The organism is Catenulispora sp. EB89, from assembly GCF_041261445.1.
GTDB lineage: Bacteria > Actinomycetota > Actinomycetes > Streptomycetales > Catenulisporaceae > Catenulispora.
The window spans coordinates 1-13,225 of record NZ_JBGCCU010000008.1 but is presented as its reverse complement, the minus strand read 5'-3'; the positions used below and the strand labels follow the sequence as shown (position 1 = coordinate 13,225).

Genomic DNA, 13,225 nt, shown 5'->3' with positions numbered 1-13,225 from the left:
AGTTTTTTTCATATACTTCGATTCCGTGAGTCTCCACCGCGACCGGCGCGGGTGTCAACGGCCCTCACCGGTACGGTTCGGGAGCACAGAAGGACAGGAGGACAAGGAGCACACCGATGTCACCGACCGCCGCCGACGCCTCTGTCGGCCCGCTGGAGCGCGGGCTCGCGGTCCTGCGCACCCTCGCGCTGGCCCCCGGCGGCCGGATGCGGACCAGCGACGTGGCGCGCGCCACCGGCCTGGCCCGGTCACCGGTCGACCGGATCGCCACGACCCTGCTGCGGCTCGGCTACCTGCGCGACGAAGGCGGCCGGGAACTCGCGCTCGCGCCGCGGGTGCTGGAACTCGGCCTGGCCTACCTGCGCGCCGGGCGCCTTGCCGACCGGCTCGGACCACTGGCCGAAGCCCTCGCCGACGAGATCGACGAGTCCGTCTCGCTGGCGGTCCCGGACGGCGACGCGGTGCGCTTCGTCGTGCAGACGCCGCGGCGGCGCGCCTTGTCCGTCACCTTCCGCGCCGGCGACGCCCTGCCGGCCGAGCGCTGCGCCCCGGGAATCCTGTTCGCCGCCGAGTGGGACGAGTCGGCCTTCGAACGCTGGCAGGCCCGCATGGCCGCCGATCCCGAGGACGCGTCGTTTCCCGCACTGGGCCGCGCGCACCGGCAGCCGCGGCTGACCGCCGAGCGGTTCCGCGCCCTGGCCGCGCAGGCCCGTGACACCGACTGGGCGCTCGACGACCAGCTGATCGAGCCGGGGCTGGTCGCGATGGCCGTGCCGGTCCGGGACGGCTCAGGGCACGTCGTCGCCGCGCTGAGCGTGGTCAGCCACTCCAGCCGGCACTCGGCCGCCTCGCTGCCCGATCACGTGCTGAAGCGGCTGCACGGCGCAGCGCGGCAGATGACGGCCGCGCTCGAAGAACCCGAAGACCGCCACTTTGGTCCGGCGCCGTCCCGTGACGATTCCCTGGACCCCAAACAGGAACTGGGCCCGGAGTACCTACAGTCGCTGGCCCGCGGCCTGAGCGTCCTCGCCGCGCTGTCCACCCCGGGTGGCATGACGCTCACCGAGGTCGCGGACGCCACGGCGCTGCCCCGGGCCACGGCCCGACGTTCGCTGCTGACGCTGGAACAGCTCGGCTACATCGCCCTGGACGGCCGCCGCTTCGCCCCGCTCCCCCGCGTCCTGGACCTCGGCTACCCGACCGTGTCCGCGCGTCCGCTCGCCGATCTGGTCCAGCCGCATCTGGTCGAGCTCGTCCACCGGGTCCACGAGTCCGCCTCGGTCGCCGTGCTGGACGGCCGGGACATCCGCTACGTCGCACGCGTCGCCGCGAGCCGGATCATGCGGGTCGAGATCACCGTCGGCACCAGGTTCCCGGCCTATGCGACGTCGATGGGGCGGGTCCTGCTGGCGGCGCTCGCGCCGGAGCAGCGCGTGGCCTGGCTGGCCGGCGCCGATCTCGCACCGCTGACTTCGCACACCGTCACCGATCCGGCCCGGTTGGAGGCCCTGCTCACGGAGGCCGACCGCCACGGGTTCGCGATCGCGGACGAGGAGTTGGAGGAAGGAGTCCGCTCGATCGCCGTGCCGCTGCGGGGACCGGACGGCCGGGTCGTGGCGGCGGTGAACATCGCGCTTCCAGCGGGCAGGACCTCGGCGGTCGACATGCCCCGGGAGTTGCTTCCGGCATTGCGGGAGACCGCGCTGCGGATCAGCGAAGACGTAGGACTCGCCTTCGCGCTGAAGCCCTCGGCAGTGCACTGACGGTCTCGGCGGTCAGCTTGAGCCGCGCCGCACGAGCGTGGTGCCGAGGATGACCGGCTCCACAGGCCCGGACCCCCGCCCGGCGCCGTCCGCCATCCCCCGCAGCAGCTGACGCGCCATCGCCGCTCCCATGTCCTCCACCGGCTGCCGCACCGTGGTCAGCGGCGGCCGGGTATGCGCCGCCAGCGGAGCGTCGTCGAACCCGACGACAGCCACGTCGTCGGGGACGCGGCGACCGGCACGGCACAACGCCCGAAGCGCCCCCGCCGCCATCAGGTCGGAGGCGGCGAACACCGCGTCGAGGTTCGGGCGGGCGTTCAGCAGGCTCGCCATCGCGCGCTCGCCCGACGGTCCGGAGAAGTCGCCGACCACGGACACCTGCGGCATCCCCGCCGCGCGGACCGCGTCGCGGTAGCCGGCCAGGCGGTCCACTCCGGCGGCCATGTCCTGCGGGCCGGCGATCGTCACAATCTCCCGTCGGCCGGAGGCGATGAGGTGTTCCACCGCTTCGGCGGCACCGGCTCGGTTGTCCACGTCGATGTAGGAGTGCGGGTTCCCCGACAGCGGACGTCCGGCGAGCACCGTCGGCACCCCGAGCGTCCGGACACAGGCCGCCACCGGGTCGCCGTCGTGCGCGCTGATCATCAGCACGCCGTCCGGGCGGCTGCGCGTCAGGAACCGCTCGGCCGCCGAACGGTCCGCCGCGCCGCGGATCGCCAGCATCGCCAACTGGACCTCGCCGGCCGGCAGCGCGCCGGTCACCCCGAGCAGCAGCCGGGAGAAGAACGAGTCGGCGAACATGCGCGCGCCGTCCTCGCACACGATCGCCGCGACCAGACCGGACGATCCGGCCACCTGGCAGGCGCGGGCCGAACCCGCCGAACCCGCCGAACGCGCCACACTCGCGGCGCTCACCGAACTCGTCACCGAACTCGTCACCGGAGCAGTCGCCAAGCTCGATGTCACACTCCGAGTCCGCAGCCGCACATAAGACAGCCGCGCCGCCGCCGCGTGCACATCGGCCCGTGCGCTCCGGCTGACCCCGGCGGACCCGTTGAGCGCCCGCGACGCCGTGGCCACGGACACTCCCGCCATGGCCGCGACGTCGGCCAGGGTCGGCTGGGCTGTGCGCTCCGACACCCGGCTCATCCCGAGGCGCGCAGTACCAGGCGGGTCGGCAGGATCGCCGGGCTCGGCTTGGGACGCCCCGCGACCCGGGACAGCAGCATGTCCACCATCGTCACGGCCATCGCCTCGACGGGCTGGCTGACGGTGGACAGCGGCGGCTCGGTGAGCATGGCGACGTCCAGGTCGTCGTACCCGACGACGGCGACGTCCTCCGGGACCCGGCGCTCGTGGCGGCGCAGGGCCCGCAGCGCGCCGGCGGCCATCAGGTCGCTGGCGCAGAACACCGCGTCCAGGTCGGGGTGGTCGGCCAGCAGCGCGAGCATCGCCTGCTCGCCGGAGGACTGGCTGAAGTCGCCGAAGGCGACCCGGTGGTCGGCCATCCGGGCCGCGAGCAGCTCCTGGCGGAAGCCGTCGAGGCGGTCGACGCCGGCCACCATGTCGTGCGGTCCGGCGATGGTGGCGATCCGCTGCCGGCCGATGGCCACCAGGTGCCGGACCGCCAGCCGGGCGCCGTGCACGTTGTCGACGTCCACGTAGGGCAGCTTGACGTCGCCGAGCGGCCGCGCCATCTGCACCACCGGGATGCCCGAGTCGGACAGAATCTGCGGCAGCGGGTCTCCCTCGTGCAGCGACATCAGGAACACCCCGTCGACGTGCCCGCCGAGCAGGTAGCCGGTCAGCCGCTGCCGCTCGTGGTCGGCCCGGACCATCATCAGGACCAGCTGCACGTCGTGCGAGGACAGCGCCACCCCCAGGGACCGCACCATGGCCGCCAGCAGCGGATCGGTGAAGACCTTCATCTCCGCCTCGCTGACCACCAGCGCCACCGAGCCGGTCCGCCGGGTCACCAGCGAGCGCGCGGCCCGGTTGGGCACGTAGCCCAGCCGGGCCACCGCCGCCTCGACGACCTCGCGCACCTCCTGCGAGACCTTCGGCGAGCCGTTGACGACGCGGGAGACGGTGGCCCTGGAGACGCCGGCCTCGGCGGCCACCGTCTCCAGGGTCGGTGCCGCCGTGTCCGGCGTGCGCGGCACCATCGTCTCCGGGATTCCCCCGTCCTTGCCTGTCATGTTCTCGCCTGTGCTCCTTGCAAGTCATGCCGGCGGACACCGGCACCACCGGGCGTCAACCCTGGACCGCGTTGGCCGCGATGACGCCTGAGTACCAGTTCCCGCTGGCCTTCACCGTACGCCGCTGGGTCGCGAAGTCGACGTGGACCACCCCGAAGCGCCGGGAGTAGCCGTAAGCCCATTCGAAATTGTCCAACAGGGACCAGCAGAAGTAGCCGCGGACGTCCACTCCGGCCTCGATCGCGTCGTGGACCGCGACCAGATGGCCGCGCAGGTACTCCACCCGCTGGGGGTCGCGCGCCTCGCCGTCGGGGCCGACGTAGTCGTGGAACGCGGCGCCGTTCTCGGTGATCGCGATCGGGATCGGGCCGTAGTCGCGGTGGATGCGCAGCAGCAGGTCGTGCAGGCCGGAGGCGTCGATGGGCCAGCCCATCGCGGTCGGCTCGCCGGGCATCCGGACGAAGCGCAGCGCCTCGCTGCCGACCCACGGCGAGTAGTCGCTGGCGCCGTGGCCGTCCACGCCGCGCTCGGGCTCGGCGCCGTCCCGCGGCGCCGCCCCGACCACCACCGGGTTGTAGTAGTTGACCCCGAGCAGGTCGATCGGGGCGCTCACGGCCGCCAGGTCGCCGTCCTGGACGAAGGCCCAGTCGGTGACGTGCGCGGTGTCCTGGATCAGGTCCTGCGGGTAGGAGCCGCGCAGCACCGGGTCGAGGAAGATCCGGTTCTGCAGCGCGTCCACCCGCCGCGCGGCGTCCAGATCCTCCGGCGCCTGGCTCAGCGGCCGGACCTCGGCCGGGTTGACGGTCAGCGCCACGCGCGAGCCGGCCGGCAACGCCGCGCGCAGGGCCTGGGTGCCGAGTCCGTGGGCCAGGTTGAGGTGGTGCGCGGCGCGCAGGGCGACCTCCGGCTCGTGCCGCCCGGGGGCGTGCACCCCCGAGGCGTAGCCGAGGAACGCCGAGCACCAGGGCTCGTTCAGCGTGGTCCACAGGTCGACCCGGTCCCCGAGCCGTTCGGCCGCGATCGCCGCGTACTCGCCGAACCGCTCGCTGGTGGCGCGGCTGCCCCACCCGCCGGCGTCCTCCAGCTCCTGCGGGAGGTCCCAGTGGTAGAGCGTCACCACCGGCTTGACGCCCTTGGCCAGCAGCTCGTCCACCAGCCGGGAGTAGAAGTCCAGCCCGGCGGAGTTCGGCGCCCCCTGCCCCCCGGGCTGGACCCGGCTCCACGACAGGGAGAAGCGGTAGGCGCCCAGGCCCAGGCCCGCCATCAGCGCGACGTCGTCGCGGAACCGGTGGTAGTGGTCGGCGGCGATGTCGCCGGTGTCGCCGTTGACGACCTTGCCGGGGACCCGGCTGAACGTGTCCCAGATCGAGGCGGTGCGCCCGCCGTCGAAGGCCGCGCCCTCGACCTGATAGGCGGCGGTGGCGGCGCCCCACAGGAAGTCGGTCGGGAAGGCCCTGGTGCGGGCCTTCCGGCCGCTCGCCGACACTGTGTCACCGGCCGCGGCCCGCGTACCTGTACTCATTCTTAAGACAACTCCTTGCGATAACCTTCAGCCGCCCTGCCGGGCCGCGGTGGTGATGTCCTTCTCAGCGAGCGTCCCGGCGGCCCGGCCCCCAGAGGGCGGCCGGACCGACCGGGACGCTCACCGGCCCCGCCGGTCGGATCAGGGCTTCGGCGTGAGCTTCAGGATCAGGTACTCGTAGTCCTGGCTCCGGGGCGACGGGTTCACGAACGGGTTGGCGCTGGTCGGCCAGCCGGTGAAGTTCGCCGTGCTGAACTCGTACCAGGCGGCGCCGTAGAGCACCGGGACGGCCGGCACGTCCGAGGAGAACACGCCCTGCAGCGTGTTCAGGGCCGTGGCCTGGTCGGCGTCGGTGGTCGCGCCCTCGAAGGCGGCGATCGCGGCGTCGGCGGTCGGGCTCTTGTACTGCCCGAAGTCACCGGCCGCGGTCTGCCCGGCGGGCGCGGAGAGGCTGGAGTCCAGGATGAACTGCAGCCGCTGGAACGGCGTGGTCCCCTGGCCCCAGTGCAGCGCCGCGTCGTAGTTCCCGGTCGTGATCGCGGTGTTCCAGCTGTTGTAGTCGAAGGCGCCGTTGTCCTTGACGTCGAAGCCCACGCTGTTGAGCTGCTTGACCATGGCCTCGGCGTCGCACCAGTAGTCGGTGAAGGAGTTCGGGTCGATGATCGTGAACTTGATCGTCGCCCCGTTCTTGGTCCACTTGCCGGCGCCGTTCTTGGTGTAGCCGGCGGCGCTCAGCAGCGAGGTGACGGAGTCCGGGTCCGGGCCCGGCTTGAGGTCGTTCGTCTGCGCCGGGGCCAGCGACTTCTGGTCGATCGGCAGGGTCAGGCCGCCCGAGGAGGAGGCCGGCAGCTCGTAGTTCGTCTCGCACTGGGTCGCCATCGAGGTGCGGTCCAGCGCCGCGCTGATCGCCTTGCGCACCGCGACGTCGGCCAGGGCCGGGGCGCTGGGGCTCTTCTCGTTCAGCAGCAGGGACACCGTGTTCGACGCCGGGAAGTACGGGGCCGTGCTCTGGAAGAGCTGGTTGTCCTTGCTCTTGGCCACGAACGTGTTCAGCACGTCGTTGATGTCGTTGCCGGTGAGGTCGATGTCGCCGTTGGCCAGCGCGAGCGTCGCGGCGTTGTTGTCGGCGTAGGCCGGGAAGGAGATCTTCTTCACCGCCGGCGCACCGTCGCGGAACGTCGTGTTCGCCTTGAGCGTGATGTTCTGCGGGGTGAAGTTGTCCAGCACGAACGGCCCGGTCCCGACCGTGTCGGCGCCGGTGACCACGGCCTTGTCCGGGTTGGTGATCCCGGACCACTTGTGCTTGGAGACGATGACCTGGTTGGCGATGGCCTGGAAGTTGGCGGCCTGCGGGGTGGAGTAGTTCAGGACCACCGTCTGCGGGTCCGGGGTGGTGACGCTGTCCGGGACCGGCGTGCCGTTGGTGTTGGCCGCCTTGAAGTTCTTCAGCAGCGTGAAGGTGAAGGCCACGTCGTCGGAGGTGAACGGCTGGCCGTCGCTCCACTTGACGCCGGACTTCAGCGTGAAGGAGAGCGTCTTGTTGCCGTTGGACCAGGTGTAGTTCGACGCCAGCCACGGGATCGGGGCCTGCGCGGAGTTCAGGGTGTTGAACTGGTACAGCGGCTCGTAGAACAGCGAGATCGCGTTCTCCTGGCCGACGAAGGAGTTGCCGTCGAACGGGTTGAAGTCGTTGGTGAACGACGCGACCGGCTTGTCCTCGACCACCAGCGTGCGGACCTTGCCCGAGCCGGTGCTGCTGTTGGTCGACGACGACTTGGGCTTGCTGCTGCTGCACGCCGCCGCACTGAGACTGACGGCCGCGACCAGGGCTAGCCCTTTGATAGCTGTACGACGCATTGCGTACACTTCCCTAAAGATCCGGACCGGCTTCTGGGCCGGCCTGTCCTGAGCGGACATGGGCGATGACTATGGCTGTACGGGATGTGGAACGGATCTGACTTCCCTTCGCGCGAGTTGCCCCTCGGGCGAAGCCTGGCCGCCCGTCCCCCGGCGGGGGGCGGGCGGCGTTCCCGCCCGGGCTCCCTTCGCGGCTGTGGTCTTTCATGCGTTCTCCTTACTGGTTGCGCTGGTTGCGCCGTTCACAGTGCTTGTGGTGCTTGCGTTGCTTGGGCTGCTTCCGTTGCTTCCGTTGCTGGCCGCCGTGGCCGTGGCCGTGGCCAGCGGCTCGCGCTGGTCGTCGCTGAGCCCTGAGACGTGCAGCCAGCACGCCGAGACGTGGTCCTCGGCCACCGGCTGGGCGACGGGAGACTGCTCCGCGCAGACCTTCATCGCGAACGGACACCGCGGATGGAACCGGCAGCCCGACGGCGGGTTCACCAGGCTCGGCGGCGCTCCCCGGCCGCGCAGCACCGGGGTCTCGGCGCGCGCCGGGTCGGGCGCGGCGCTCAGCAGGAGCTGGGTGTAGGGGTGCGCGGGCTCGTCGGTGATCCGGGTGGCGGGCCCGGACTCCACGACCTGGCCGGCGTACATCACCACGATGCAGTCGGCCAGGTAGCGCGCCGAGGCGATGTCGTGGGTGACGTACATGGTGGCCAGGTTCTCGCCGGTCCGCAGGTCGTCCAGGAGGTTGAGCACCCCCAGCCGGATCGACACGTCGAGCATCGAGACCGGCTCGTCGGCCAGCAGCACCCGCGGCTCCACGGCCAGCCCGCGGGCGATCGCGACGCGCTGGCGCTGCCCTCCGGACAGCTCGTGCGGGTACTTGTCGAGGTAGTCCTCAGCCGGAGTGAGCGAGACGCGTTCAAGCAGCTGCCGCATCCGTTCGGCGCGCGCGGAGCGTCCCAGCTTGGTGTGCAGCTTGAGCGGACGCTCCAGGTGGTAGCGCACGGTGTGCACGGAGTTCAAGGACGAGAACGGGTCCTGCAACACCAGGTGGACGCTGCTGGTGTAAGTACGCCGCGCCTTCGCACCGGTCCCGACCGGCACACCGTCCAACAGGACCTCGCCGGCCGTGGGCTTGATCAGCCCGGTCAGCAGCCGGGCCAGCGTCGACTTCCCGCTGCCGCTCTCGCCGACCACCGCGGTGACGGTGCCGGCCGGCAGGACCAGGGAGATGTCCTCCACGGCGTGCACGACCATGCCGCGGCCGATGCCGCTGTGCATCGGGAAGTGCTTGACGAGGCCGCGGGCCTCCAGCCTCGGGACGCCGGGGCGGCGGGGGCCGTGGACGACTGCCGACCGGTCGGCAGGGTCCACCGGCGCGGCAGATTCAGCCGCCTCGACCGGTACCGCAGACTCGACCGATTCCGTCGCCTCGACCGACTCGGCGAGTTCGGCGGCCTCGGCAGGTTCGGCGTGCTCGGCGCGCTCCGTCGCATCGGCGAGCTCAGTCGGCTCGGCGGACTCGGCCGGCTCGGCGAGTTCGCCTCCCTCAGCAGGTTCCACAGCCTCAGGGGACTCCTTCACATCGGCGAGCTCAGTCGGCGCCGCGGACTCGGCCGGCTCTGCGGTTTCCGCGCTCTCGGTCGGCTCGGCGGGCTCGGCGGCCTCAGCAGGTTCGGCGTGCTCGGCGCGCTCCGTCGCATCAGCGAGCTCAGTCGGCTCCACGGACTCGACCGGCTCGGCGAGCTCGGCGGCCTCAGCAGGTTCCGCAGCCTCAGGGGACTCCTTCACATCGGCGAGCTCAGTCGGCTCCGCGGACTCGGCCGGCTCTGCGGTTTCCGCGCTCTCGGTCGGCTCGGCGGGTTCGGTGGTGCCGGTCATGAAGTGCTCCTGGACAGGTCGCCGACAGCGGAGGCCGAAGGCGTTGCGAGCGGCGGGTAGGCGCGGGCCAACGCCTCGGGCGGATCCTGCCGGCCGTCCTGCAGCCAGCAGGCCGTGACCCGGCCGCCGCCCTCATCGGTCGGCCGGGTCAACGGCGGTTCCTGCGTCCGGCAGCGGTCCATGGCGTGCGGGCAGCGCGGGTGGAACTTGCAGCCGTCGGGCATCGCGGCCAGCGACGGCGGCGAGCCCGGGATGCCCTCCATGCGCACGCGCTCGCCGTGCAGGCTCGGGAAGGAGCTCAGCAGCCCCAGGCTGTAGGGGTGGCGCGGGGCGTGGAAGAGCTCCGCGGCCTTGGCCCGCTCGACGATGCGCCCGGCGTACATGATCGCGATGGAGTCCGCGAGCTCGATCAGCAGCGACAGGTCGTGGGTGATGAAGATGACGGCGAACCCGAGCTCGTCGCGCAGCGCCATCAGCTCTTCGAGGATCTCCCGCTGGGTCACCACGTCCAGCGCGGTCGTCGGCTCGTCCATGATGACGATCTGCGGCTGCAGGATCAGCGCCATCGCGATCATCACGCGCTGCCGCATGCCGCCGGACAGCTCGTGCGGGTAGCTGCGCAGCCGGTCGGCGTTGATCCCGACCATGCGCAGCATCTCCACCGCGCGGGCCCGGCGCTCCTGCGCGGACATCTGCGGCCGGTGGACGCGCAGCACGTCAGTGAGCTGATTCTCGACCCGGGCCACCGGGTTCAGGGCGTGCATCGCGCTCTGGAACACCACCGCGATCTCCGACCAGCGGTAGCGCCGCAGCTCGTGCGCGCCGGCGGCGAGCAGGTCCACCGTCGTCGTCTCGCCGGTCTCGGCCGAGCGCGAGTGGAACAGCACGTCCCCGCCGGTGATGACGCCGGGCGCGCGCAGCAGCCGGGTCAGCGCGTAGGCGAGCGTGGACTTGCCCGAGCCGCTCTCCCCCGCGATGCCCAGGACCTCGCCTCGGCGCAGCACCAGATCGGCGTCGGTCACCGCGCGGACCGCCTCGGCGCCCAGGCCGTAGTCGACACACAGCCCGCGGACTTCCAGGACCGGATCGGCCATCAGCTCTCTCCTTCCAGAACAGGCGCCGCCATATCAAGGTTCGACGAATCACGGTTCGACGAATCACGGTTCGCTGAAGCATCCGGCCGCGCGGCCCGCACCACCGGCGTCAGCCCCAGCTGGAACCGCACGCCGCGCCGGCTCCCGCGCCGGGAGCGGACCCGCGGGTTGACGATCTCGTCGATCCCGAAGTTCAGCAGCGCCAGCCCGATGCCCAGCAGCGCCACGCACAGCGCCGGCGGCGCGTACCACCACCAGTCGTTCGAGATCATCGCGCTGGCGCCCTGGGCGTTCTGGATCATCGTGCCCCAGGACGCCTGCGCCGGGTTGATGATGCCGAGGATGGACAGCACCACGTAGATCCCGATGCCGTAGATGACGGTGAAGATGAACGACGAGGCCAGGATCGGCAGCAGGTTGGGCAGGATCTCCGAGACGATGATCCGCGGCCGGCGCTCGCCGATGATCCGCGCGGATTCCACGTAGTCCTGGTCACGCAGCGCGAGGGTCTGCGCTCGCAGCACGCGCGCGCCGTAAGCCCAGGCTGTCAGGGCGATGACAGACCCGATCAGGAACGGGTTGTCGGTGTCCCCGGCGGGCAGCGGCTTCATCACGACCATGAGGATCAGCAGGCCCGGCAGCGCCAGGAAGATGTTGGCGATGATGGACAGCACCTCGTCGACGAGGCCGCCCATGTACCCGGCCGTCACCCCGAACAGGATGGACAGGATGCTGGCGACGATGCCGGCGACGAACGCGATGACCATCGTCGACCGGCCGCCGGAGAGCACCTGCGACAGGATGTCGTGCTGCTGCCGGTCGGTGCCGAGCCAGAACTTCGCCGACGGCGGCTGCGCGAAGGCGCTGGAGTTGCTCGCCTGCCAGCTCGCCGAGTGCGGGGCCAGGGTCGGCCCGAAGATCGCGATGAAGACGAAGAAGAGCAGGATCGAGGCGCCGACGACGATCTTCGGCGACTTGGTGATGCGGGACTTGCGCCGCCTGGCGGCGACGGCGTTCCCCACGGGCTCTGCGGTGGCGACACCCACGACGGACATGGTTCAGGCCTCCCGGCGGGCGCGCGGGTCGAGGATCACGTAGACGATGTCGGCCAGGAAGTTGACGACCAGCACCGCGAAGGTGACGCACAGCAGGATGCCCTGCATGAGCGGATAGTCGGCGTCGAGCGTGGCGTTGTTCATCGCCAGGCCCAGACCCGGGTAGCTGAAGACGATCTCGGTGATGATCGAGCCGGTCACGATGAGGCTCACGGACAGCGCCAGCGACGAGATGGACGGCAGGATCGCGTTGCGCGCCGCCACCCACACCACCCGCCACCGGGGCAGCCCCTTGGCGGCGGCGACCAGGACGTAATCCTCGTCCATGGTCGTGATCATCACGTTGCGCATCCCGAGGATCCAGCCGGCTATGGAGGCCAGCACGATCGTCGCGACCGGCAGGAACCCGTGGTCCACCACGCTGCCGATGAAGCCGCCGTTCCACCCGGGCGTCACCGTCGAGTCGCGGCTGATGTCGTAGCCCCCGCCGAGCGGGAACCACTTCCACAGATAGCCCATGGTCATCAGCAGCAGGAACGCCAGGATGTAGTACGGGATCGCCTGGAAGAACGTCGCGACCGGCAGCAGCGTGTCGAGCAGACCGCCCCGCCGCCACCCGGCGATCACGCCCAGGAACGTCCCGAGCACGAAGGCGATGACCGTGGCGACACCGACCAGCCCGATGGTCCACGGCAGATCCGTGCCGAGGATGTCGGTCACCGGCACCGACTTGCTGGTCGAGGTACCCAGATCGCCATGGAACAGGTTGCTGATATAGGTCGCGTACTGCGACAGCAGGCTCTTGTTGCCCGAGCCGTACTCGGCCTCGAGCGCATGCAGCTCGTCCGGCGTGATCGGCGCGGAGCGGATGGCACTGAGCACCGCCTGCAGCGCACTGCCGGGCAGCATTCGGGGCAGGAAGAAGTTGAGCGTCACGGCCGACCAGGCGGCGAGAAGGTAGAACGCGAGCCTGCGCAGAATGGCTCTCACAGCACGCACACCCTTCTTCTCGGTCGCGACGGCGTCGCCGGAATACGAATCATGAGACTGCCTACATTTCGGGGACCGCGCGCTGGACCCCCTCACAGGGACGGCGCGGACGGTGGCCGGACGGGAGTCACGGATGGGGCTCTTGGGGGGCTGTTGCCTTGCGGATTGCCGGTACCGTAACCGAAAGAGAGCGCTCTCACAAGGCTCCCGGAGCCGTTACCAGGACGTTACCGACTGCCGAAACGGGGCCCTTGGAGGCTCGGGGCTCGCGGTGTGCGGGGGCTGACGTGCGCGGGACGACGCGAAACGCGCAGGTGGAGGGGATGGATGGCGGGCGGTGAGGGTGTCAGGGCATTCCGTTACCGGTGAGGTTTCTTGAGGAAGAGCGTGAGAGCGCTCTCTTGAAAGTTGTGAAGACGGCGGCGCTGACTTTCATGGGGGCTCGGCGGGATGCGTGGGTGCGGTTGGTCTGGGGGTTTCAGGCGATTTTTACGGCTTCGCCTAGCCATCATTGGTGCACCGCACCGCATACAGAGCCAGACCACTCAAAAGATCAAGCCCCCGCCACTACCCCACAGGACTCCCGCACCACCAACCGCGTCGCCACCAGCACCGGCTCGGCAGCACGCCGCTGCTGGAGCGCGCCGCCGCCATCACCATCGCCGTTGCTGCCGCTGCCGCCGTTGCCGCCGCCGTTGCCGCCGCCGCCGCCGCCGTTGCCGCCGCCGCCGCCGTTGCCGCCGCCGCCGCCGTTGCCGCCGCCGCTGCCGCTGCTGCCGCCGCCATCGCCGCTGCCATCACCGCCGTCGCCGCCCCCCCCCCCCCCCCCCCCCCCCACCCCCCCCCCCCCCCCCCCCCCCCCCCCCCCCCCCCACGCCCC

General features: G+C 71.1%; 10 protein-coding genes. 1 reads left to right on the top strand and 9 read right to left on the bottom strand.

What is annotated here, in order from left to right; all coding sequences use genetic code 11:
* The first annotated feature begins 116 nt into the window (after positions 1-116).
* On the top strand, positions 117-1,763 hold the full coding sequence (locus ABH920_RS18740) for an IclR family transcriptional regulator C-terminal domain-containing protein (RefSeq protein WP_370350312.1): 1,647 nt from the start codon (positions 117-119) through the stop codon (positions 1,761-1,763).
* Positions 1,764-1,775: 12 nt separating this feature from the next.
* Here the strand turns inward: ABH920_RS18740 and ABH920_RS18735 are convergent, their stop codons facing one another.
* The 9 genes from ABH920_RS18735 to ABH920_RS18695 form a co-directional block, all read right to left on the bottom strand.
* The gene (locus tag ABH920_RS18735) at positions 1,776-2,903 is read right to left on the bottom strand and encodes a LacI family DNA-binding transcriptional regulator (RefSeq protein WP_370350311.1); all 1,128 of its coding nucleotides are present in this window, start codon (positions 2,901-2,903) and stop codon (positions 1,776-1,778) included.
* A 5-nt stretch (positions 2,904-2,908) separates the two neighbouring features.
* On the bottom strand, positions 2,909-3,961 hold the full coding sequence (locus ABH920_RS18730) for a LacI family DNA-binding transcriptional regulator (protein WP_370350310.1): 1,053 nt from the start codon (positions 3,959-3,961) through the stop codon (positions 2,909-2,911).
* Positions 3,962-4,016: 55 nt separating this feature from the next.
* Entirely contained in the window at positions 4,017-5,483 is a 1,467-nt protein-coding gene (locus ABH920_RS18725) for a GH1 family beta-glucosidase (RefSeq protein WP_370350309.1), read from the bottom strand.
* Positions 5,484-5,624: 141 nt separating this feature from the next.
* The gene (locus tag ABH920_RS18720; RefSeq protein ID WP_370350308.1) at positions 5,625-7,340 is read right to left on the bottom strand and encodes an ABC transporter substrate-binding protein; all 1,716 of its coding nucleotides are present in this window, start codon (positions 7,338-7,340) and stop codon (positions 5,625-5,627) included.
* 204 nt (positions 7,341-7,544) lie between these two features.
* Positions 7,545-9,206, bottom strand: coding sequence for an oligopeptide/dipeptide ABC transporter ATP-binding protein (locus ABH920_RS18715; protein WP_370350307.1), 1,662 nt, complete (start codon positions 9,204-9,206; stop codon positions 7,545-7,547).
* Complete coding sequence (locus ABH920_RS18710; RefSeq protein ID WP_370350306.1) at positions 9,203-10,300, bottom strand: ABC transporter ATP-binding protein; 1,098 nt, start codon at positions 10,298-10,300, stop codon at positions 9,203-9,205. The genes ABH920_RS18715 and ABH920_RS18710 overlap by 4 nt, the downstream gene beginning before the upstream one ends.
* Positions 10,300-11,355, bottom strand: a complete 1,056-nt coding sequence (locus tag ABH920_RS18705; RefSeq protein WP_370350305.1) for an ABC transporter permease — start codon at positions 11,353-11,355, stop codon at positions 10,300-10,302. Before ABH920_RS18705 ends, ABH920_RS18710 begins: the two co-directional genes overlap by 1 nt.
* Positions 11,356-11,358: 3 nt before the next feature.
* Positions 11,359-12,345: an ABC transporter permease gene (locus ABH920_RS18700; RefSeq protein WP_370350304.1), complete on the bottom strand. Its 987-nt coding sequence runs from the start codon at positions 12,343-12,345 to the stop codon at positions 11,359-11,361.
* Between the two features lie 553 nt (positions 12,346-12,898).
* On the bottom strand, positions 12,899-13,183 hold the full coding sequence (locus tag ABH920_RS18695) for a hypothetical protein (protein ID WP_370350303.1): 285 nt from the start codon (positions 13,181-13,183) through the stop codon (positions 12,899-12,901).
* Positions 13,184-13,225: the final 42 nt, after the last annotated feature.